Here is a 22,154-nt window from a genome sequence, read left to right as displayed (position 1 = left end):
CTAACTGAAAATACAAAGGAAATTCACAAGGGAGTTATCAACAGGGCGGGCACGATCCCGCAAATGGCGGTGGGCATGCCCAGAATCATTGTCCAGATGGTCAAAAAACGGCGCCTTCAGTCGGGAAAATGCCTGCGCCCCTCCTGATTTCTCCCTGACGCCTGCGCAAAAGGGTGATCATCTCGCCGATCGCCAGGGTTCTTTGGGGAAAATCATGCCCCCATTCACCCCGGAGCGTTTCACCGAAACGTGACGGTCGCGGCCGACGGCGCACATTGACGGCGCGGGCCCTTGGCTTACCTTCGCGCCGAAACAGCAAACGGGGAAGCGCTGATATGGCCGGATGGACAAGACGATGGGCAACGGCAGTCGCCGTGACACTTGGCCTTGCCGGCCCGGCGGCAGCTTTCGACATCGATGATTGGGCGTCGGTCGTTTCCGAAGCCAAGGGCGAGACCGTCTATTTCAACGCGTGGGGCGGTGCTGCCAACATCAATGCCTATATCGCCTGGACGGGCGAACAGATGAAGGCACGCTATGGTGTCGACGTCGTGCATGTGAAGCTCGACGACACCGCCAGAGCGGTGGCCAGCGTGCTTGCCGAGAAATCGGCGGGCAAGGATGCCGACGGCAGCGTCGATCTCATCTGGATCAACGGCGAGAATTTTGCCGCCATGAAGCGGCAGGGCCTGCTTTTCACCCCTGGTTGGGCAACCCGGCTTCCGAACTGGGCCTATGTCGACCACGAAGCCAAACCGACTGTTCTCACCGATTTCACCGTGCCGACCGAAGGGCTCGAAAGCCCGTGGGGCGGCGCCAAACTGGTCTTCTTCTATGACAAGGCCCGCACGCCGACCGCTGAGCTGCCGAAATCGGCAAAAGACCTGCTCGATTGGGCTCAGACCCATCCCGGGCGCTTCTCCTATCCGCAGCCGCCGGACTTCATCGGTTCTTCTTTTCTGAAGCAGGTGCTGATCGAGCTCGTCGCGGATAGGAGCAAGCTGCTGAAGCCGGTAGACGAGGCTACGTTTCAACAGGATGTCGCGCCGCTTTTCGCCTATCTCGACCAGTTGACACCCAATCTATGGCGCAAGGGAAAGGCCTATCCGCAGAACTATCCCGACATGAAGCAGAAGCTGGCGGATGGGGAGCTCGACATCATCTTCGCCTTCAATCCGGCGGAAGCTTCGGCGGCGATAGCCAATGGCGAGTTGCAGGACACCGTCCGCTCCTTCGTCTTTCCCGGCGGAACGCTCGGCAACACCCATTTCGTTGCCATTCCCTATAATGCCAATGCAAAGGCGGGCGCGCTGTTGCTTGCCGATTTCCTGATCTCGCCCGAAGCACAGTTGCGCAAGCAGAATACACAGTTCTGGGGGGACCCGACTGTGCTGGCGATGGCGAAACTGCCGGATGCGGATCGGGCAGCCTTTGCCGCGCTCGATCTCGGCGTCGCGACATTGCGGCCCGATCAACTGGGTCCGGCGCTCGACGAACCACATCCGGACTGGATGACCCGGATCGAAGCCGAATGGATCCGCCGGTATGGCGCCGCCAATTGACGGCGCGCGCCGGCGCTACCGACGGACACTCCTGTGAGAAGCGCCTTGCATCCGCGCATCGGCACCGGTCTTACCGTGGTGTTGTGCCTGCCGGTGCTGGCCGGGCTCGCCGGCACCCTGCTTCCGGCCTTCGGCTACCTGCCGGCACTCGGCGGGACGCAGGTGACATTTCAGCACTTCGAGGCGCTTGCCGCCCAACCGCATATCCTGCGCTCGGCGCTCGTCAGTCTGGCGGCCGGATTGACCAGCACATTCGTCGCCCTGGTGGTGGTCGCGACCTTCGTCGCCGGTTTTGCCGGCACGCGGCCCTTTGCCTTCATCCAGCACCTGTTGTCGCCGCTGCTCGCCGTTCCGCACGCCGCATCGGCGTTTGCGATCGCCTTCCTGATCGCGCCGTCCGGCTTTCTGCTTCGGATCATCTCTCCCGAACTCACCGGCTTCACCCGCCCGCCGGACTGGCTCATCCCCAACGATCCGCTCGGCTTGTCGATGATCTCAGGCCTCGTCGCCAAGGAGATTCCTTTTCTGCTGCTGGTGATGCTGGCCGCGTTGCCGCAGTTGCCGGTCGCGAATGCGCGGCGCTTGATGACGGCGCTCGGCTTTAACAGGGTGTCGGGTTTTGCCATCGCGCTCTGGCCGCTGCTCTACCGGCAGGTCCGGTTGCCGGTTTTCGCGGTGCTGGTCTACTCGACCTCGGTGGTCGACGTCTCGATGATCCTCGGGCCGCAATTGCCGCCGACCTTGCCGGTGCGCATCGCCCATTGGCTTGCCGACGACAACATCGGCGCCCGCTTTCTCGCGTCGGCCGGCGCCGTTCTGCAGCTTGCACTCGGCCTGTTGGCGATCGCGATCTGGATCAGCGTCGAACGGCTTGGCCGCATTTGTCACCGGCGCCTAAGTTCCTCGGGAAAACGCCTTGGCGACGACAGGCTTCTTCGCCTGTCCGCAGCGTCAGTGATGGCGGCGTCCGCAACACTCATCTTCATCGGTCTCGGGCTGCTGGCGCTGTGGTCGGTCGCAGGGCTTTGGCCCTTTCCCGATCGGCTGCCGACAAGCCTCACGTTCAAAACATGGGAGCGCGCTCTCGAGACGCTCGCCGCACCCCTGGCAACCACCATCGCCATCGCTGTCCTGTCGTCGCTCGTCGCCCTTGCGATCGCCGTCGCGCTGCTATCGCGGAGCGCGCACCGCTCGCCCGAAGGTTGGCTCCCCGTCTTTCTGCCGTTGCTGGTTCCGGAGATAACCTTCGTGTTCGGATTGCAGATATTGGCAGCGATGGTGGGGCTTTCACCGTCGATCGCCACGGTTGCCGCCCTGCATCTCGTCTTCGTTCTGCCCTATGTGCTCTTGTCACTTGGGCCGCCCTGGCGGGCGCTCGACCGGCGTTACGAACAAATTGCGTCCGGTCTGGGCAAGTCACCACTGGCGATCCTCGTCACCATCCGGCTGCCGATGCTGCTTCGCGCCTGCCTCACCGCCTTTGCCGTCGGCTTTGCAGTTTCTGTCAGCCTCTACCTGCCAACCGTGCTGATCGGCGCCGGACGGGTGACGACGATCACCACCGAGGCCGTGGCGCTTTCATCAGGCGGCGATCGGCGCGTCATCGGCGTCTATGCGCTGCTGCAGGCGCTGTTACCCTTCCTCGGTTTTCTCGTTGCATCGCTGGTGCCGCAATTGCTATTCCGCCACCGACGGGCAATGAGGATTTGAATGCAGACACCGGGCAAGACGATGGCTCTGACTTTGTCCGATGTGACCATCCGGCTCGCGGGCAGAGTGCTGCTTTCCGTTTCGGCGACGGTGATGCCCGGCGACGTGCTGACGATCATGGGACCGTCGGGCGCCGGCAAGTCGGCGCTGCTTGCCTATATCGGCGGCTTTCTCGACCCTGCCTTCGTCGCCAGCGGCGCAGTTCTTCTCGGAGAAGACGATCTGATCGGCCTGCCGCCGCAACAGCGACACACCGGCATTCTCTTCCAGGATCCGCTCTTGTTCCCGCATCTTTCGGTCGGCGGCAACATCGCCTTTGCCATCCCCGAGGCGATCAGGGGTCGGGACGTCAGGCGCCGACTGGCCGAAGAGGCGCTCGATGAAGTTGGTCTTGGCGGGTTCTTCGACCGAGATCCCGAGACGCTGTCGGGCGGGCAAAAGGCACGCGTCGCCCTCCAGCGTGTACTTCTCTCCAATCCACGCCTGCTGCTGCTCGACGAGCCCTTTTCAAAGCTCGACATGGCCCTGCGCCAGCAGACGCGCGAACTGGTGTTTGCCAAGGCGCGCTCGGTCGGCCTGCCGACCATCCTTGTGACACATGACCGAGCGGACGCGGATGCCGCCGGTGGTGCGCTCATCCATATCGGAGCGGAGACGCAATCGTGACGCTTACCCTGCCTGCCCTGCCCGTTCGCGACGTCCTGCCCGGGATCGCAACAGCCCTCGATGCGGCGCGTTCCGTGGTGCTTTCGGCTCCGCCCGGCGCCGGCAAGACGACGCTCGTGCCGCTGTTCCTGCTCGACCAGCCTTGGGCGAAGGGCGGCAAGATCATCCTGCTCGAACCCCGCCGGCTTGCCGCCCGGGCGGCTGCCAGCCGCATGGCAGAGTTGCTCGGTGAGAAAGTCGGCGAAACCGTCGGCTACCGCATGCGCCTCGACAACCGGATCTCGGCCAAGACCCGGATCGAGGTGGTGACCGAAGGCGTCTTTGCCCGCATGATCCTCGACGATCCGGAGCTGACCGGTGTCTCCGCGGTGCTGTTCGACGAATTCCATGAGCGCTCGCTCGATGCCGATTTCGGCCTGGCGCTGGCGCTCGACGTTCAATCCGCCTTGCGCGACGATCTCCGGATCATCGTCATGTCGGCAACGCTCGATGTCGCGCGCGTTTCAAAACTGCTCGGCGACGCCACCGTCGTCGAAAGCCAGGGCCGCAGCTTTCCGATCGACATCCGCAACCAGGACCGCGGCGGCGAGCGCATCGAGGACGCTGTCGTTCGCGCCATCGTCGAGGCACACGGCAGTGAAGAGGGTTCGATCCTCGCCTTTCTGCCGGGACAGGCCGAAATCACCCGGACAGCATCCCGGCTCGCCGACCGGTTCCCGGCCGACACCACGGTGGTTCCACTCTATGGAAACCTGACGCAGAAGGAGCAGGACGCGGCGATCCGGCCGGCGCCGAAGGGCACGCGCAAGATCGTGCTTGCGACCTCGATCGCCGAAACCTCGATCACCATCGACGGCGTGCGGATCGTCATCGACAGCGGGCTGCAGCGGCTGCCGGTCTTCGAAGCGTCGACCGGCATCACCCGGCTTGAGACCGTGCGCGTCTCGCGCGCATCGGCCGACCAGCGTGCCGGCCGCGCCGGGCGAACGGAACCGGGGATCGCCATCCGCCTCTGGCACGCCGGCCAGACAGCGGCACTCGCCGCTTTCACGCCGCCGCAGATCCTCGCAAGCGACCTCTCCGGACTGCTGCTCGATATGGCGCATTGGGGTGTCAGCGATCCCGCGGCGCTTTCCTTCATAGACCCGCCGCCGGAAACGACGCTTGCGGAGGCGCGAAAGCTGCTGAGCGAGCTTGGCGCGCTGGACGCTTCCGGTGCCCTGACGCCAAGGGGCCGCAAGATCCGCGATCTGGCCCTGCCGCCGCGCCTTGCGGCGATGGCCGTTTCGGCAGCCGAAGAAGGCCAGGGCGAGGCCGCCTGCCTGCTGGCGGTCATGCTGACCGAGCAGGGGCTTGGCGGCAACGCCATCGACCTGGAAGATCGGCTGCGCCGATTTCGCCAGGAACGCGGCGAACGGGCCGAGGCCGCGCGCAACCTTGCCCGCCGCATGGCGGCGGACCTTAAAAGCGGGCCGAGATCGAACGAGCCGATCCAGCCCGGCGCCTTGTTGATGCACGCTTTCCCCGACCGTATCGCGCTGCAGCGCGGTGGCCGCGGACGGTTCGTGATGGCCAATGGCCGCGGCGCCGAGATTGCCGAGACCGAGCGCCTCGCCGCGGCCAACATGCTTGTCATCGCCGATCTCACCGGTCGGGCCGGCGGCCAGCGGGTGCTGGCGGCGGCCGAGCTTTCGCGCGCCGATGTCGAAGCGCATATGCCAGACGCGATCGTGCGCGAAGCGCAAAGCGTCTTCGACCGGGCGAGCCGCCAGGTGCGGGCGCGCCGCGTCACCAGATTGGGCGCGATCATCTTCGAGGAGGCGCCGCTGCCAAGGCCGACCGGTGAGAGTGCGGCACGGGCGCTTGCCGACGGCGTTCGCCAGCTTGGACTGGCAGTGCTGCCGTTTTCCAAGGAGGCGGTGCAGCTGCGCGATCGCATCGGCTTCCTGCATCGCTCGATCGGCGAACCCTGGCCCGACGTTTCCGAGGAAGCCCTGCTTTCGCGCCTCGAGGACTGGTTCGTTCCGTTTCAGCACGGCGTCACCGCCATCGCCGATATCAAGGCCGGCGCATTGTCCGAAGGGCTGCTGTCGCTGATCCCGCATGACCGGCAGCGGGAGCTGGCAAAACTGGCGCCGACGCATTTCGAAGCGCCGACGGGGCAGCGGCATCCGATCCATTATGATGGCGATGAGCCGCTTCTTTCCATCCGGGTGCAGGAACTGTTCGGCCTGAAGAAGCACCCTGCCATCGGCGACGGCCGGTTGCCGCTTTTGCTCGAACTGATCTCACCCGGCCGGCAGCCGATCCAGACCACACGCGACCTGCCGGGGTTCTGGGCGGGGTCGTGGCGCGATGTCCGCGCCGATATGCGCGGGCGCTATCCCAAGCACCCGTGGCCGGAAAACCCGGCGGAAGCCGCGCCGACGACACGGGCAAAACCGCGTGGTACATGAGGCAACACCCCCATGGGACCTTTAGGAACAAGAGCAGGCATGACGGCAGTGGCGATGGAACACAACGATCCGACCTCCAACAGAAGCCTGCGGTTGCAGACGCTCATCCGCCTTCGCTGGCTTGCGGTCGGCGGGCAGTCGATCGCTGTCATCATCACCACGTTGTGGCTGCAGTTTCCGTTGCCCCTCCTTTTGTGCCTGGTGCTGATTGCCACCCTGGCGCTGGTAAACACCTATCTCACGCTGCGCTTTCCGCCGACGCATCGGTTGCGGCCGCCGGCCGCCTTCGCGCTCCTCGGGCTCGACCTGGCGCAGTTGACGGGCCTGCTGTTCATCACCGGCGGGCTTGCCAATCCGTTTGCGCCGCTGCTGTGCGTGCCCGTCATCATTTCCTCCGCCTCGCAGCCGAAACCGCACAGCATCGTGCTTGCCGGGCTCGCAGTGATCGGTGTGACGGCCCTCGCCTTCTCGCCCTTCCCGCTGCCCTGGTATCCGGGAACGCTCCTGTTGATGCCCCGGGTGCTGACGGCCGGCATCTGGTTTGCGATCGTGTCGATGACGGCCTTTGCCGCCTTCTATACCTATCGCGTCTCGCTGGAAGCGAGCGAACTGTCGGAGGCGCTGACGGCGACCGAACTGGTACTGCAGCGTGAAAAGCACCTTTCGCAGCTCGATGGCCTGGCGGCGGCCGCCGCCCATGAACTCGGCACGCCGCTTGCCACGATCAGCGTCGTCGCCAAGGAAATGGAACGCGAACTCGGCGATGATCCCCGCTTCGGCGAGGACGTGCACCTATTGCGCAGCCAGAGCGAGCGATGCCGCGACATTCTCAAGCGACTGACGACGCTGTCCTCCGAGAGCGAAGAACATATGCGGCTCTTGCCGCTCTCCTCGCTGGTGGAAGAAGTGATGGCGCCGCACCGCGAGTTCGGCATTCACATCAATCTGGTCGAAAAGGGCGACAAGGCATCCGAGCCGGTCGGCAACCGCAACGCCGGCATTCTGTACGGGCTCGGCAATCTGCTCGAAAATGCGGTCGACTATGCCAAGAAGCAGGTGACGGTGACCGTCGAGCACACGGCTGAATACGTCAAGGTGACGATTGCCGATGATGGCGACGGTTTTGCCCCCGATATCCTGATGCGCATCGGCGAGCCTTATGTCACGCGGCGGCAAAAGGACGACAGCGCCGGCGGCCTGGGGCTCGGCCTGTTCATCGCCAAGACGCTGCTCGAGCGCTCCGGCGCGCGGCTGCGCTTCGAGAACGGTGGCGCGGATCGACCCGGCGCCAAGGTCAGCGTCGAATGGCCGCGTGCACTGATGGATACGAAACTGGCGAAATGACGTTTGGCAGTTTATTGAACCGCGTGACAGGAAACCTATAATCTCGGCGAAAATGTCCCGATTTTCGCCCAAGGATTGCGAGAATGACCGAAAAATCGACAGCATCGCCCAGCACGCATGCCCAGGACGCCGAACTGATCGGACCGGACAGAACGTTGCTGCTCGTCGACGATGACGCCCCGTTCCTTCGACGCCTCGCCCGCGCCATGGAAGCGCGCGGCTTCACCGTCGATATCGCCGAGTCCGTTGCAGAAGGCATCGCCAAGGCAAAGGGCAACCCGCCGAAATACGCCGTCATCGATCTGAGGCTGGGCGACGGCAGCGGTCTCGACGTGATCGAGGCGATCCGCAGCCGCCGCGACGACACCCGCATGATCATGCTGACCGGCTACGGCAACATCGCAACGGCCGTGAATGCCGTGAAGCTCGGAGCGGTCGATTACCTTGCCAAGCCGGCCGACGCCGACGACATTTTCGCGGCACTGGTGCAGCGCCAGGGCGAACGGGTGGAGCCACCAGAAAACCCGATGTCGGCCGACCGGGTACGGTGGGAACATATTCAGCGTGTCTACGAGATGTGCGAGCGCAATGTGTCGGAGACGGCGCGTCGGCTCAACATGCATCGCCGGACCCTTCAGCGCATCCTGGCCAAGCGCGCGCCAAAATAATCAGCCTTCGGCGGACCCGTCACGGGAGCCGGAAACGATATCGCGAATGGAGTTGCCGAGTTCGCCATTGCGCTCGGCAGCCCACTCCGCCAGCATCAACCGCTGCGCGGCGGTGCGGGCAAAGAGCTGCAGCACCGATTTGCGGGTGGCCGGCGCCAGCCGATGTTCCGGTGCTTCGCGGATGATGTGTCCATCGTAGCCATCCGACAGCAGCAAACCGCAGTCCTCAGGAAAGATATCGAGCGGGACTTCGCCATGGGTGGCGAAGAACAGCCGGTCGCAGTGCTGCCGATAGTCGGGCCATTTGCGATCGACACGGAAATCCTCGATCGAAGTCTTGATCTCGACGATCCAGATTTCGCCCTTTACCGACAAAGAAATGAGATCGGCGCGGCGGCCGCTGGCGAGCGTGAGTTCGGGCAGCACCGAGTGCCGAAGTTCGGCGAAAAGTCGCTGGACCCCGCGGCGCACCATGAGCGCGCGATTCGATTGCCGGCCGTCGACGAGAGGGTTGTCGCCATGGATAGAGAGAATTGTCATACGCCTAGACTCGCATGCGTCACCGCTTTTGTTGCAAAAAAGCCAGCGTCACGGAATTTACACTTTCCCGCCGCCTTGTTGCCGCGCAATCCCTTGCATAGCGGCAACTAATCGAAAATAACCGGAGTCACTGACGGTCGGGCCGACCCAGTTTTTCTTCGCTTCTTATTTAAGAGACTCCTATGCGCTTCCGCAATGCCTTCCTCCTGTGCAGCCTGGCGGCGACACTCGCCGTGGCCGGCTGCTCGACAACTTCGACCAAGTCCGAGACGGCTGGCGGCGAGCCTGCTCCCGTTGCGGAACAGGTCGCTTCTAACCAGATCTTTTCGGGTGATTATGGCGCAGTTGAGGATCACGGCTATGCGCTTCCGGCCGTTCCGATCAACAGGGTCGAAAATCGTTTCCATCGCCAGATCGTCGACTATTCGACGAGCGAGCGCCCCGGCACGATCGTCGTGAACACCCCAAACCGTTTCCTCTACTACGTGCTGCCCGGCGGCAAGGCTGTTCGCTACGGTATCGGCGTCGGCAAGGCGGGCTTTGCTTGGGAAGGCGAAGCCTATATCGCCTGGAAGCAGGAATGGCCGATGTGGCACCCGCCGAAGGAAATGGCGGAGCGCAAGCCGGAAGTGGCCAAATATGTCGAGGCAGGCATGGGCCCGGGCCTGAAGAACCCGCTCGGCGCGCGCGCACTCTATCTCTTCAACGACCAGGGCAAGGACACCCTGTTCCGCCTGCATGGCACGCCGGAGTGGTCGTCGATCGGCACGGCCGCTTCGTCCGGCTGCATCCGCCTGATGAACCAGGACATCATCGATCTCTATTCGCGGGTCCGTCCGGGCAAGAACGCACGCGTGGTCGTCCAGCAGTAAAAGACGACCGAAATCCTGTATCAGAGCCGCCGGGATCCCTGGCGGCTTTTTTTGTTGGCCGCACGTCCCGACGATTTTCCGTCGGCCCTGATACGCAGAGTTGCTCTGCTTCAGGCACTTCAAATCAGGGTGGCCGCCATCTGAATCGGACTCGACGATTTGTTCAAAAAACGCGCAATAAGGCCGGAATTTCAGCACGTTATTAAGCAAGGATTATCTAATTAAATAAAAAGTGTGGCCGATAGATGCCTAACCAAAAGGACCGGACATGCTGATCAAGACCAAGCTCCTCAGTGCGATCGCACTGTTGTCACTCATCGCGATCGGCATTGCCGTCTACAGCCAGCATGCGCTCTCCGAAAACAGCGAAACGATGGATGCGGTCTATGCCGACCGCATCGTGCCGCTAAAGAATCTGAAGGCGACATCGGACGCTTTTGCCGTGTCCATCGTCGATGCGGCGCACAAGGTGCGCAACGGCAACGAGACGATGGAGACCGGCCTCGCATCGGTCAATAACGCGCGTCAGGTGATAACGGCCAATTGGGACGCCTATGTCGCGACCTCGATGACCCCGGAGGAACAAAAGCTTGTCGCAAACGCCAAGCAGCAGATGGTGATCGCGATGGATTCGATCGCGACGCTGACCCGGATCCTGACGGAGGGTGATTCGGCTGCGCTCGACGGCTTCGTTCGGACGACGCTCTACGAAACCATCGATCCGTTGACCGAGACCATTTCGGAGATTTCCGACCTGCAAGTTCACTTGTCGGATGAGGTCTTTCAGGCACAGCACCGTGAGTTTGAGACGGTGCGGGTGCTCAGCATCGGCATCATCCTTCTCGTCCTCGTACTGGCCGCCGGAACGTATCTTGTTGTTTCACGTGGTGTGATCGGCCCACTCGGCCGACAGATCGGCGCGATGCGCAAACTCATCGACGGCCATCTCGACGATGACGGCACTGCGGTGACCGGCAAGGACGAGATCGCCGAGATGGCCCGCGCCATCCAGTCGTTCCGGGAAGCCGCCCGATCCAACCTTCGCCTGCAGGCGGAAGCCGAAGAGAGCCGCCGCAACGGCGAAGCCGAACGCACGAGAATGCAGGCGGAGGCCGAACGGGCCGCGCAGCAGAGGCTGGTCCAGGCGACATCAGGTCTTGCGACAGGCTTGCAACGGCTGGCCGACGGCGATCTTGCCGTCCGGTTGGACGAGCCGTTCTCCGCCGAATTCGAGCAATTGCGTCACGACCTCAACAAGGCTGCCGGGCAGCTCAACGATGCCATGCTTGCAGTCGCCGACAGCGCCGGCAACATCGGCCTGGGAACCCGCGAAATCAGCCAGAGCGCCGATGACCTGTCGAAGCGCACGGAGCAGCAGGCAGCATCCCTGGAGGAAACGGCCGCGGCACTCGACCAGATCACCGCCAATGTCAGCAATTCTTCGCGGCGGACGGAGGAAGCCCGTGATGTCGCCGGCGAAGCAAAGACCAGCGCGACGCAGTCTGCCGTCGTCGTTGCAAATGCCGTCGAGGCGATGCGGCGGATCGAAGAATCATCCAGCCAGATTTCCAGCATCATCGGTGTAATCGACGAAATCGCCTTCCAGACCAACCTGCTGGCGCTGAATGCCGGGGTCGAGGCAGCACGGGCGGGTGAAGCCGGCAAGGGCTTTGCGGTCGTGGCGCAGGAAGTGCGCGAGCTGGCGCAGCGCTCGGCAAAAGCCGCCAAGGAAATCAAGGAACTGATTCGCAGCTCCAGCTCGGAGGTGGAAAGCGGCGTGCGGTTGGTGCGCGATACCGGCCAGGCCCTGAAGACCATCGAGGCGCACGTCATCACCATCAACGAGCATATGGCCGCCATCGCCACATCAGCGCGGGAGCAATCCGTCGGGTTGGCCGAGGTCAACACGGCTGTCAACCAAATGGACCAGGTGACGCAGCGCAACGCCGCCATGGTCGAGGAGGCAAATGCCGCTTCGGCGACGCTTGCGCAGGAGGGCAGCAATCTTCGAGCCCTGATCGACAGGTTCCAACTGTCCGGCGAAACCAGCACCTCGCCCCAATCGGGAGCGCGCAGAGCCGCGCCGCGCACCGTTAGCGCCCATCAATACGCTGACAGCAATGCCCGCCCGGCCGTAAGACGAGCTGCTGTGCCACTGGTGCAAGGAAACACGGCGTTGGCCACCGAAGGCTGGGCCGAGTTCTGACCCAGCCTCGATGAGTTCAGCTGGCGGCCCGATCAGGCCGCCAGTTTGGCTTTCAGCTCGCGGCGACGGCGGTGCAGGACCGGTTCGGTGTAACCGTTCGGCTGCTCGCGGCCCTTGAGGACAAGCTCAAGTGCCGCCTGGAAGGCGATCGAACCGTCAAAATTGCCGGCCATGGCGACATACTGCGGATCATCGGCGTTCTGGCCATCGACGACAGCGGCCATGCGCTTCATCGTCTCAACCACCTGGTCTTGCGTGACGACGCCATGATGCAGCCAGTTGGCCATGTGCTGGGCGGAAATGCGCAGCGTGGCGCGATCCTCCATCAGGCCGATATTGTTGATATCGGGCACCTTGGAGCAGCCGACGCCCTGATCGACCCAGCGAACGACGTAACCGAGAATACCCTGCGCATTGTTGTCGAGTTCGCGCTGGATTTCCTCCGGCGTCCAGTTCGGACGGGTTGCGACCGGCACCGACAGGATATCGCTGAGCTTGGCGCGTGCCCGGCTCTTCAGGCCAGCCTGAACGTCGGCAACATTGACCCGGTGGTAGTGGGTCGCATGCAGGGTGGCAGCCGTCGGCGACGGAACCCAGGCGGTGTTGGCGCCAGCCTTCGGGTGGGCGATCTTCTGCTCGAGCATCGCCGCCATCAGATCGGGCATGGCCCACATACCCTTGCCGATCTGCGCGTGACCGGAAAGGCCGCATTCGAGGCCAATGTCGACGTTCCAGTTTTCGTAGGCCGCGATCCATGCAGCCTGCTTCATGTCGCCCTTGCGGATCATCGGGCCTGCTTCCATCGAGGTATGGATCTCGTCGCCGGTGCGGTCGAGGAAGCCGGTGTTGATGAAGACCACGCGTTCGCGGGCCGCACGAATGCATTCCTTGAGGTTGACCGTCGTGCGGCGCTCCTCGTCCATGATGCCCATCTTCATGGTGTTGGCCGGCATGCCGAGCGCCGTCTCGACACGAGAAAAGATCTCGCAGGCAAAGGCGACTTCCTCAGGCCCGTGCATCTTCGGCTTGACGACATACATCGAACCTTCACGCGAGTTCATGCGGCGGCCACCCTGGCCGATGTCGTGCAGAGCGATCAGCGCGGTTGCCATCGCATCCATGATGCCTTCCGGCACTTCGTTGCCGTCGCGATCAAGGATAGCCGGATTCGTCATCAGGTGCCCGACATTGCGAACCAGCATCAGCGAGCGGCCCGGAAGCGACAGCGTGCCACCGGCGGCCGCCGTGTAGGTGCGGTCGGCATTGAGGCGGCGCGTGAAGCTGCGGCCGCCCTTGACGACCTCTTCCTCCAGATCGCCCTTCATCAGGCCGAGCCAGTTGCGATAGACGACGACCTTGTCCTCGGCATCGACGGCGGCGACCGAATCTTCGCAGTCCATGATGGTGGTGATCGCCGATTCGAGAATGACGTCGGAAATATGGGCCGGATCGTCCTTGCCAATCGGCGTCGTCGCATCGAGAGCGACGACGGCATGCAGATTGTTGTGCCGGAGAACGATCTGCGACGGTGCGTCAGCCGAACCGTCATAGCCGGCAAACTGCGTGGAATTGCGAAGTGCGGTCTTGGCACCGCCCGCAAGCATGACCGAGAGGCTGCCCGAAGCGACCGTCAGCGATGAAACATCCTTCCAGCTGCCGCTATCCAGCGGCGCGCTCGCGTCGAGGAAGTCGCGCGCCCAGGCGATAACCTTGGCGCCGCGCTTGGGATTGTAGCCGCGTCCCTTTTCCGCACCGTCCTCGTCGGAAATGGCGTCGGTGCCGTAGAGCGCGTCATAGAGCGAGCCCCAGCGCGCATTGGCAGCGTTGAGCGCGTAGCGGGCGTTCATGACGGGGACGACCAGCTGCGGGCCGGCGATCGTCGCGATCTCCGGATCGACATTGTCGGTCGAAACGGCAAACTCGGGGCCTTCCGGCAGCAGGTAGCCGATGTCCTTCAGAAAGCCCTGGTAGGCCTCGAGATCGTTCGGAGCGCCATTGTCGCGATACCAGGCGTCGATCTTCGCCTGCAGGTCGTCGCGCTTGGCAAGCAAGGCGCGGTTTTTCGGCGCGAGGTCGTGGACGATCTTAGACAATTCGGCAAAGAACCGCTCGGCATCGACGCCGGTTCCGGGCATCGCCTCTTTCACCAGAAAGTCATGCAGACCTGCATCGATCTTCAAACCAAACTTCTCAATGCGGTCCATTATCTTACTCCTTGAAACAGGCCACTCGCGCGCGTGAAAGGCCGGCAGTTTCTCATCAATTCATTCCCTGTCAATTCAGCAAGGATGCGAAGAATTGTTTCCAAAATGGAAAAGATCACCCATGGGCGATGCGTGGCCGCCCACTCGCCTGGGCGATGAAGCGGGCCTCGATCAGCTTGCGGCTTCCTTCGACTTCGGGGGCATCGATTTCCTCGCGCAGCATCGAGACCGGCTCGTCGGCACCGTTGGTGCGGGCTGCCTCCAGCGCCATCGTCTCGGCGCGGCGGCGGGCGGCGGAAAAAGCCCTGTCCTGATCGAGGAAACGTTCGCTCACCCCTGCCCCGTTGACGATGAAGATGCCCTCTTCCGGCGCGGTGACGAACACCGTAACCGATGCCCTGACCTGGCCGACGACGGCACCGACGGCATTGGCGACGTCGGCTTCATTGGGGATCGCGGCGTCCGTGCCAAGCATATCGGCAATGGCGGGATAATAGACGGGGGCCGAGGCGCCCAGTCCGACGAGCGGTCGATCGAGGCCAAGCGAAAACCGCACGATGCCCGGCGCGCGCGTGAGCGCACGGTCGACGGCCTGCGACACCGCCGGATCGATGGCCCCTGCCCCATCCTCGCCAAGACAGGCCTGCAGGATGACTTCGGAAGACTGCCGCGTGACGCGATCGACGATCATCTCGGCCATCGCCTCGGCAGACGCAGCGATCGGCTGGCCGGAGCCATCGCGGGTGCGTGCTGCAAGCTCTATGCCGAGACGGGCAGCCTCAGCGCTCCATTGCGACTGGCGGCCGAGCACATGCATGGCGTCGGAAGGCGTCAGCCCGCAGATATGCACCAGGCCCCGCGCCACCAGCCGGTCCAATGTGGCGCGCTGCGGCGTCGACGTCAAAAGGTTCTCAAGCGAGATCGGCGAAGCGCCGATGCGCTCGTAGAGCGCCTGCTCCTGCGGCTGCAGGCCACTTGCCAAATGATCGGGCAGGCCGGTGCGGACGGCCAGACGGCCGTTGTTGCGGCCGGCATGCTGGGCCCGTAACTGCTTTTCGAGCACCGAAAGCACCGCATCGCCATGCAGCGCGGCGGCAAGGCTGAGCGGCATCAGCCGCCGGGGGCCGAGATCGATCTTCGCCTTCAGCCCGCGATCGTTGATGCGAACTTCCGAATCGCCACCGAGGCCATAGGTGCGCATCGCCACTGCTTCCACCATGGTGCGGAAGCCACCGACGACGGCACCGTCGGCATCGAGCCGAGGACGACCGCGGTCGAGCACAGCGACATCCGTCGTGGTGCCGCCGATATCCGAGACGACGGCATTGTCGAGGCCGGTCAGGTGCCGCGCGCCGACGAGGCTTGCAGCGGGGCCCGACAGGATCGTCTCGATCGGCCGGAGCCTTGCCTCCTCGGCCGAGATCAGGGCACCATCGCCGCGCACTACCATCATGGGCACATCGATGCCGCGAGACTTCAAAAAGCCCTCGCAGGAGCCGATCAGCCGATCGATCATCGAGACGAGACGGGCATTCAGAAGCGTCGTCAGCGCCCGGCGCGGGCCGCCGAGCTTGGACGAAAGCTCGTGGCTGCAGGTGACCGGCAGATGCGAGACTTCGCGGATGTGATCGCGCACGCGCTGTTCATGGGCAGGATTGCGCACGGCGAAATAGCCGGCAATCGCAAAGGAGGACACCTGATCGGCCAGGACCGGCAGGGCTTCGTCCAGCGCGGTCATGTCGAGCGGCGTCTCGCCGCCGTGAACATTGTGGCCCCCAGGCAGAAAGATCACAGGATCGGAGCCGAGCGCATCCTGCAGTCCGTCGCGTTTGAGATCTTCAGGGCCGAAGCCGATCATCACCAGCCCGGCGCGGCCGCCCTGGCCCTCGACCAGCGCATTGGTGGCAAGCGTGGTCGACAGCGACACGAGGCTGATGGCCGAAGCCGGAACATCCGCCTTCTGCAACACCTGTTCGACGGCGCCGGAAATCCCGACGGCCAGATCGTGGCGCGTGGTCAGCGCCTTTGCCTTGGCGACTACACCCGCCGTTTCGCTGAAGAGGACCGCGTCGGTGTAGGTTCCGCCGGTATCGATGCCAAGAAGAAAATGGGACGTCAATTCGAGCCAGTCCAGTGTTTCGGCCGGGGGCAGCCCCGGGTTCATTGGGGATCGATCCGGTGATATGACATATTGGAAGAGAAGGCCATCGTGTCGAGGACATTCGCGGTCATCGGTGCGACACGAACGGGAGAGCGGCATGAGATTTTCCAGGAGGTCGGCAGTCGCCAGCATTCTTGCTGCCGGGCTGCTGTTTGCCCAACCGGGTGGCGCACAGGACGCCGAGGAAGAGGAATACAAACCTCAATTGCCCGATGTCTCGATCTACAAGGCGATGCTGGACGCCAACAAGCAGACCGGGTGGATCCAGTTTCGCAACTACGATGGCCGGCAGCTGATCTATTTTACCGCATTGCAGACGATGCATTGCCGGCTATCGGAAATCCGCTACTCGATCAATTCGGACGCGCTCGACAGGCGCTTCCCGCTCGCCAAATGCAATCCGCAGATCCCCTTCAACCTGCCCGCAGACGAAACCGCCGAATATGTCTACATCTCGCTTCCCGCCAACGAAGCCAAGACGCTGACGATCCAGGCGGTATGGGACGACGGCGCCGGCAGCGAGATCGTCGTCTACAAGCCCTGCGACAATGTCGGGGACGCGACCTGCGCCGCAATCAAGACGATCAAGAAACCATCGAAGCAGTTGCCACAGCCGATGCCGGCAGATTCGCCGGTGCGTGGCGTGCAATCGGCCATTCCGGGCAAGACATTCAGCGAGCCGAAACCCGCATCGGCAAGCCGCCCCGCGGTTGAGTAGTCAGCCGCTGCACCGGCCAGGGTTTCGTCTCGTCGGTGACGTCGAAGCGGAACCGGTGCATCAGCACGGCGAGCGCGATGACGGCCTCCTGTAGCGCGAAGGTCGCGCCGATGCAGATGCGCGGACCGGCACCGAACGGCAAATACTGGAAGCGATGCAGCTTCTCGCGGTTTTCCGGCAGGAAGCGCTCGGGCATGAAGGCGCGCGGCTTATCCCAATAGAGCACGTGGCGATGCAGTGTCCACGGCATCACCAGAACGGCGATACCCTTGGGTATCCTCACGCGCTCGCCGGTCGGGGACGTCCACTCGTCCTCCTCGATGGCGGCGCGATTGATCGACGGCGCCGGCGGATAAAGCCGCATCGCCTCCTCGAAGGCCGCCAGCACGTGCGGCATCAGCGTCAGCCATTCGACCGGCTCGGCACCGCTCTTCACGACGCCGTCAATCTCCGACTCCATCGCCTCACGGAAAGCCGGCGTGTTGGCGACGCAATAGAGAGTCCAGGCGAGCGCCCGGGCTGTGGTTTCATGCCCGGCACCGATGAAAGTGAGGATATTGTCCTCGATCTCCTCAGTCGAAAGACCGTTTGCGCCCTCGGTCTGGAGTAGGAGCGTGAGGAAATCATTGGGCGTGCCGGCGGGATCCGTCGCCATGCGCTGTCGCCGGAGCGCCATCGTTTCCGACACGATCGTGCGGAAGCGGTTCATCACCTTCTTGCCGCCGATACGGGTCAGCCGCGGCAGCCATTCCGGCGCCAACAAAATATCCATGGGGTCGACGCGGCCCATGCGGTGAAGAAGCTCTTCGACACTCTGGACGAAGCCCTCCCTTTCAACCGCGACCTCGCCGGAGAACAGCGTTTCCGCCAGGATATCGAAGGTCAGTTCGGTCATGTCGCTGGCGACATTGGTGGTGAACGGCTGCACCTTGGCGTGCGCGTAGCGTTCCACGAACTCTTCCGACCGGCGCAGCATCTGGCCGGCAAATCCCTTGGCGTGGCGGGGCGTGAACACCGGGGCGATGGCCTTGCGCGATCGCTTCCAGACCTCACCTTCGGCGGTCAACAGGCCGTCGCGCAGGATAGGCCGCAGGATCAGCCGCCTGACCTTGGACATCTCATAATTGCTGACGTTTTCGACGAGGATGTAACGGATGAGGCCGGGATCGTTGACGATCAGAGTGCGCTGCGTGATGAATTTCGTCTCGATCCACGGCAGCGTGTAGGACGGCTCGCCCCAGAGTTCGAGCGGATTGCGCAGAACGGTCTTGATGATCTTGAGGTAGGACGGCACGCCGACCCGCGGAGTGGGAGCCGGTGGTTCGAATGGCTCCGGACGCATGTCCATGGTGATTGCCTTTCTCGATTGCGCCAGGATTTCAGGTTTTTACGGCGCAATCAAGGAAAGTGCTTCACGTGAATCACAACAGGCTTTCGAGTTCCGCCAGCTTGTCGTTCACCAGCCAGCCGTAATAGTTTTCCTCCGGCCACTGGGTCTCGCCGCCCTGGTTCCGGGCGGCAAGGGCGGCCGCACGGCTATCGGGATTGCCGATATTATAGAGCGTGGCGGTGATGCCGGGATTGCCCGAAATATCGACGCCGGCGATGGACTTGTAGACATCGATCGAATGGCGGATCGAGGCGGCCATATAGGCGAGTGAGACATCCGGATCCATGATCGCTTCATAGACGCCGGCCGCATTGGTCTCGTCGAGACGCTCATAGCCCGAGGTCTTGGCGACGATATCGGTCAACATCAGCGCCGTCAGCGGATTGATCTGGCCGAGGCCGAAGGTCTGTCCGGCAAAGAAGGGCTGGAAGAAGACCGCGCTGAAACGGTTGTTCGGGAAGGACTTGCCGCCGACGGACTTGCCGCGGAACTCGGCGTCCCAGACCCGCTCGCGGCAGCTCCACAGCGAATAGGAGCTCTTCTTACCGGTGCAATCGGCAAACTGCGGACGGGCGACGAACTCGGCCACCGTCTCGCCATCATAGCCGAACTGGAAGCTGTTGCCGGCATAGGCGGCGGCCTTGACGTAATAGGACTGCAGTCGGTCGTAGGCATCGACATTGTAGGTGTGCTCGCCGACGATGGCACCGATCATGTGGATCGGTGCGATGCCATAGGCGCGCGACGTCGACTTGATCTTGCTCATCAATTGCTTGTCACTGGCAAGCAGGTCGCGGACCTTCTCGAACTTGGCGTCGAAGGAGGTGCGGCCGGCCTTGGTGCGGCGAACGGATGCGCCCGGTATGCCGGGTTGTTCGACGTTCCGGTTGCCCGGCGGAACAACGTTGGCCGCCAACGTCTGGCCTACAGTCAGGCAGAACGTGGCAATAGCGAGCATGCAGGCGGTAAAACGCACGATCTCTTCTTCCTATCAACGGTGGAGACGCCCTATCCGGCGGCGCGGCTCCTACGACAAGATCATGTCGGAATAATGCCTCCGGCCACAATCGCTTGCCCGACCGTGTTAGAAAAAATGAAGGCGCCTGTCGAGGGACAGGCGCCTTTCATCTTTAGAGTTGCTTGACGGCAAGGCATTGCCGCCACGTCCGGTCGTTCCAGGATGGGACGACGGCGCTACAGGATGTAGCGCGACAGATCCGTGTTGGCGGCGAGATCGCCGACGTGCTTGCGGACATATTCCGCATCGATCGTAACCGCCTGGCCGGCACTATCGGGAGCGTTGAACGAGATCTCGTCCAGCACGCGCTCCATCACCGTCTGCAGACGACGGGCTCCGATGTTCTCGACGCTCGAGTTGAGCTGCACAGCCACATCGGCAAGTGCGTCGATGGCATCGTCGGTGAAGTCGAGCTTCACTTCTTCCGTCTCAAGCAGCGCCTTGTACTGGCGGATGAGGCTCGCCTCGGTCTCCGTCAGGATGCGGCGGAAGTCTTCCTTAGTCAGCGCGCGCAGCTCGACGCGGATCGGCAGACGACCCTGAAGTTCGGGCAGAAGATCTGATGGTTTCGACACATGGAACGCGCCCGAGGCAATGAAGAGAATGTGATCGGTCTTCACCGGTCCGTACTTCGTCGCAACCGTCGTTCCTTCGACCAGCGGCAACAGATCCCGCTGCACGCCTTCGCGCGATACGCCCGCACCCATGCCGCCTTCGCGCGACGCGATCTTGTCGATCTCGTCGAGGAAGACGATGCCGTCGTCCTCGACTGCCCTCACCGCCTCGCGCTGGATCTGCTCGTTATCGAGCAGCTTGTCGGACTCGTCGTTGACGAGCACTTCATAGGAGGCTTTGACCGTGGTCTTGACCTTCTTGGTGCGCGCGCCCATCGCCTTGCCGAACATTTCCGACAGGTTGAGCACGCCGATATTGGCGCCCGGCATGCCCGGAATTTCAAAGCCGCCGGGCGCGCCGGTCTCGGCGATATCGACCTCGATCTCCTTGTCGTCCAGCTCGTTGGCGCGCAGCTTCTTGCGGAAGCTATCGCGCGTGGCCGGCGAGGCGGTGGCGCCGACCAGCGCGTCGAGAACGCGCTCTTCGGCATTCTGGTGCGCCTTGGCCTTGACCTCGGCCCGGCGCTTCTCGCGCACGAGACCGATGCCGACTTCGACGAGGTCACGGATGATCTGTTCGACATCGCGGCCGACATAGCCGACTTCAGTGAACTTGGTCGCCTCGACCTTGACGAAAGGCGCGCCGGCGAGCTTGGCCAGACGGCGGGAGATTTCCGTCTTGCCGACACCGGTCGGCCCGATCATCAGGATGTTCTTCGGCATGACCTCGTCGCGCAGATCGTCGCCGAGCTGCTGGCGCCGCCAGCGGTTGCGCAGCGCGATCGCGACCGCGCGCTTGGCGTCGTTCTGGCCGATGATGAAACGGTCGAGTTCCGACACGATTTCCCGGGGTGAAAAAATACTCATGTAGTCCTCTCAAACTCGGTCCGCGTCAGCTCCATCAGGAGCGTGCGGCCGGATGCATCTATCCATTCGCCAAAGGGCACGAAGCCCGCTTTCGCATAGGCCCGGACGGCTCGTCTGTTGCCGGCATCGGGGTCGATCACGATCCGCGGCGCACCGGCGGCAAAGAGCGTCTGGGCAAAGGCCCGAAGCGCCAGGGACGCGACGCCCTTCCCGGTCATCTCCGGCGGACCGATGAAAATATCGACGCCGGGGACATCGCCGGGCAGATCCTTCGCCCACGGCTCTTCGTCATATTCTGATGGTGTCCAGGACTGGATGTAGCCTGCCGGCTCGCCCGAGACGTGGAAAATGAAGCCATCCACCTCGCCCGAGGCGCAGCCGTCGCGGATCAACGCGACTTCCTTGTCCGGATCACCCCACCATTGCCGCACATGCGGCTCGCTCAACCAGCCATGCAGCATCGGCAGGTGGCCATCGGCCACCCTTTCGAAGCTGACATGGGCCTGATCATTGGGCATCCAGCGTCTCCACCACGATATTGTGGTTGGTATAGACGCAGATGTCGCCTGCGATTTCGAGCGCCCGGCGCGCGACTTCCTCAGCCGACTTGTCGCTGTCCATCAGGGCGCGGGCCGCGGCAAAGGCGTAATTGCCACCCGAGCCGATGGCGATCGTTCCATGTTCCGGCTCCAGCACGTCGCCGTTGCCGGTAATCGCCAGCGTGATCGACTTGTCGGCGACCAGCATCATCGCCTCGAGATTGCGCAGATACTTGTTGGTACGCCAGTCCTTGGCGAGTTCCACCGCCGCGCGCATCAGCTGATCCGGGTACTGTTCGAGCTTGGCCTCGAGCCGCTCCAGCAGCGTGAAGGCGTCGGCCGTCGCGCCGGCAAAGCCGGCGATCACGTCGCCCTTGGCCAGCCGCCTGACCTTGCGGGCATTGCTCTTCATCACCGTCTGGCCAAGGCTGACCTGGCCGTCGCCGGCCATGACCACCTTGCCGTCCTTGCGCACCGTGATGATGGTGGTCGCGTGCATCGTTCCGTAGGGATTGTGTTCACTCATTGAAGATACCTGTCGGCCCCAGAACCAGGGGCGTTGGGGGCTCGAACGAGCCTGGTTGCTTGAAGCCTATGTAAGTGCCTCTTGCGCGATTGC

At 63.2% G+C, this 22,154-nt stretch carries 17 protein-coding genes; 9 read left to right on the top strand and 8 right to left on the bottom strand.

Annotation, left to right across the window (positions count from 1 at the left end; translation table 11 throughout):
- Nucleotides 1–335 precede the first annotated feature (335 nt).
- From AC1Q80_RS30225 to AC1Q80_RS30200, 6 genes are all read left to right on the top strand, one after another.
- Nucleotides 336–1,562: an ABC transporter substrate-binding protein gene (locus AC1Q80_RS30225; RefSeq protein WP_492362872.1), complete on the top strand. Its 1,227-nt coding sequence runs from the start codon at nt 336–338 to the stop codon at nt 1,560–1,562.
- A 33-nt stretch (nt 1,563–1,595) separates the two neighbouring features.
- On the top strand, nt 1,596–3,272 hold the full coding sequence (locus AC1Q80_RS30220) for an ABC transporter permease (protein WP_492362871.1): 1,677 nt from the start codon (nt 1,596–1,598) through the stop codon (nt 3,270–3,272).
- Nucleotides 3,273–3,938: an ATP-binding cassette domain-containing protein gene (locus AC1Q80_RS30215; protein WP_492362870.1), complete on the top strand. Its 666-nt coding sequence runs from the start codon at nt 3,273–3,275 to the stop codon at nt 3,936–3,938.
- Complete coding sequence (gene hrpB, locus AC1Q80_RS30210) at nt 3,935–6,394, top strand: ATP-dependent helicase HrpB (RefSeq protein WP_492362869.1); 2,460 nt, start codon at nt 3,935–3,937, stop codon at nt 6,392–6,394. Before AC1Q80_RS30215 ends, hrpB begins: the two co-directional genes overlap by 4 nt.
- Nucleotides 6,395–6,433: 39 nt before the next feature.
- Nucleotides 6,434–7,738, top strand: a complete 1,305-nt coding sequence (locus AC1Q80_RS30205; RefSeq protein ID WP_173418517.1) for an ActS/PrrB/RegB family redox-sensitive histidine kinase — start codon at nt 6,434–6,436, stop codon at nt 7,736–7,738.
- Between the two features lie 83 nt (nt 7,739–7,821).
- Nucleotides 7,822–8,406, top strand: coding sequence for an ActR/PrrA/RegA family redox response regulator transcription factor (locus tag AC1Q80_RS30200; protein ID WP_025425369.1), 585 nt, complete (start codon nt 7,822–7,824; stop codon nt 8,404–8,406).
- Here AC1Q80_RS30200 and AC1Q80_RS30195 read toward each other — a convergent pair whose 3' ends face one another.
- Nucleotides 8,407–8,946, bottom strand: coding sequence for an MmcB family DNA repair protein (locus tag AC1Q80_RS30195; protein WP_173418516.1), 540 nt, complete (start codon nt 8,944–8,946; stop codon nt 8,407–8,409).
- Between the two features lie 182 nt (nt 8,947–9,128).
- On the opposite strand from AC1Q80_RS30195, the gene AC1Q80_RS30190 reads away from it, so the two are divergent.
- Both AC1Q80_RS30190 and AC1Q80_RS30185 read left to right on the top strand, forming a co-directional pair.
- Nucleotides 9,129–9,818 (top strand): L,D-transpeptidase, encoded by a 690-nt coding sequence (locus AC1Q80_RS30190; protein WP_173418515.1) that lies wholly within the window; start codon nt 9,129–9,131, stop codon nt 9,816–9,818.
- 268 nt (nt 9,819–10,086) lie between these two features.
- Nucleotides 10,087–12,024 (top strand): methyl-accepting chemotaxis protein, encoded by a 1,938-nt coding sequence (locus AC1Q80_RS30185; protein WP_492362868.1) that lies wholly within the window; start codon nt 10,087–10,089, stop codon nt 12,022–12,024.
- Nucleotides 12,025–12,056: 32 nt separating this feature from the next.
- On the opposite strand, the gene AC1Q80_RS30180 is transcribed toward AC1Q80_RS30185, so the two are convergent.
- Complete coding sequence (locus tag AC1Q80_RS30180; RefSeq protein WP_492362867.1) at nt 12,057–14,228, bottom strand: malate synthase G; 2,172 nt, start codon at nt 14,226–14,228, stop codon at nt 12,057–12,059.
- Between the two features lie 115 nt (nt 14,229–14,343).
- Entirely contained in the window at nt 14,344–16,347 is a 2,004-nt protein-coding gene (locus tag AC1Q80_RS30175; RefSeq protein ID WP_492362874.1) for a hydantoinase/oxoprolinase N-terminal domain-containing protein, read from the bottom strand.
- Between the two features lie 139 nt (nt 16,348–16,486).
- Here AC1Q80_RS30175 and AC1Q80_RS30170 point away from each other — a divergent pair, with 139 nt between their 5' ends.
- Nucleotides 16,487–17,107, top strand: coding sequence for a hypothetical protein (locus tag AC1Q80_RS30170; RefSeq protein WP_492362866.1), 621 nt, complete (start codon nt 16,487–16,489; stop codon nt 17,105–17,107).
- Here the strand turns inward: AC1Q80_RS30170 and AC1Q80_RS30165 are convergent.
- The 5 genes from AC1Q80_RS30165 to hslV all read right to left on the bottom strand — a co-directional run bounded on the left by AC1Q80_RS30165 (nt 17,061) and on the right by hslV (nt 22,061).
- Nucleotides 17,061–18,455, bottom strand: a complete 1,395-nt coding sequence (locus AC1Q80_RS30165; RefSeq protein WP_173418510.1) for a cytochrome P450 — start codon at nt 18,453–18,455, stop codon at nt 17,061–17,063. The genes AC1Q80_RS30170 and AC1Q80_RS30165 overlap by 47 nt on opposite strands.
- Before the next feature lie 73 nt (nt 18,456–18,528).
- A complete protein-coding gene (locus tag AC1Q80_RS30160; protein ID WP_492362865.1) occupies nt 18,529–19,473 on the bottom strand; it encodes a DUF1402 family protein in 945 nt (314 codons plus the stop codon).
- 218 nt (nt 19,474–19,691) lie between these two features.
- Entirely contained in the window at nt 19,692–20,996 is a 1,305-nt protein-coding gene (hslU, locus tag AC1Q80_RS30155) for an ATP-dependent protease ATPase subunit HslU (RefSeq protein ID WP_173418509.1), read from the bottom strand.
- Nucleotides 20,993–21,514, bottom strand: a complete 522-nt coding sequence (locus AC1Q80_RS30150; protein ID WP_492362864.1) for a GNAT family N-acetyltransferase — start codon at nt 21,512–21,514, stop codon at nt 20,993–20,995. Before AC1Q80_RS30150 ends, hslU begins: the two co-directional genes overlap by 4 nt.
- Nucleotides 21,504–22,061 (bottom strand): ATP-dependent protease subunit HslV, encoded by a 558-nt coding sequence (hslV, locus tag AC1Q80_RS30145; RefSeq protein WP_077505445.1) that lies wholly within the window; start codon nt 22,059–22,061, stop codon nt 21,504–21,506. The genes AC1Q80_RS30150 and hslV overlap by 11 nt, the downstream gene beginning before the upstream one ends.
- Nucleotides 22,062–22,154 lie beyond the last annotated feature (93 nt).

Source organism: Ensifer sp. GW823-FHT05D09 (assembly GCF_058795755.1).
The sequence above is the reverse complement of the archived record's forward strand: the minus strand, read 5'-3'. Positions and strand labels throughout refer to the sequence as shown.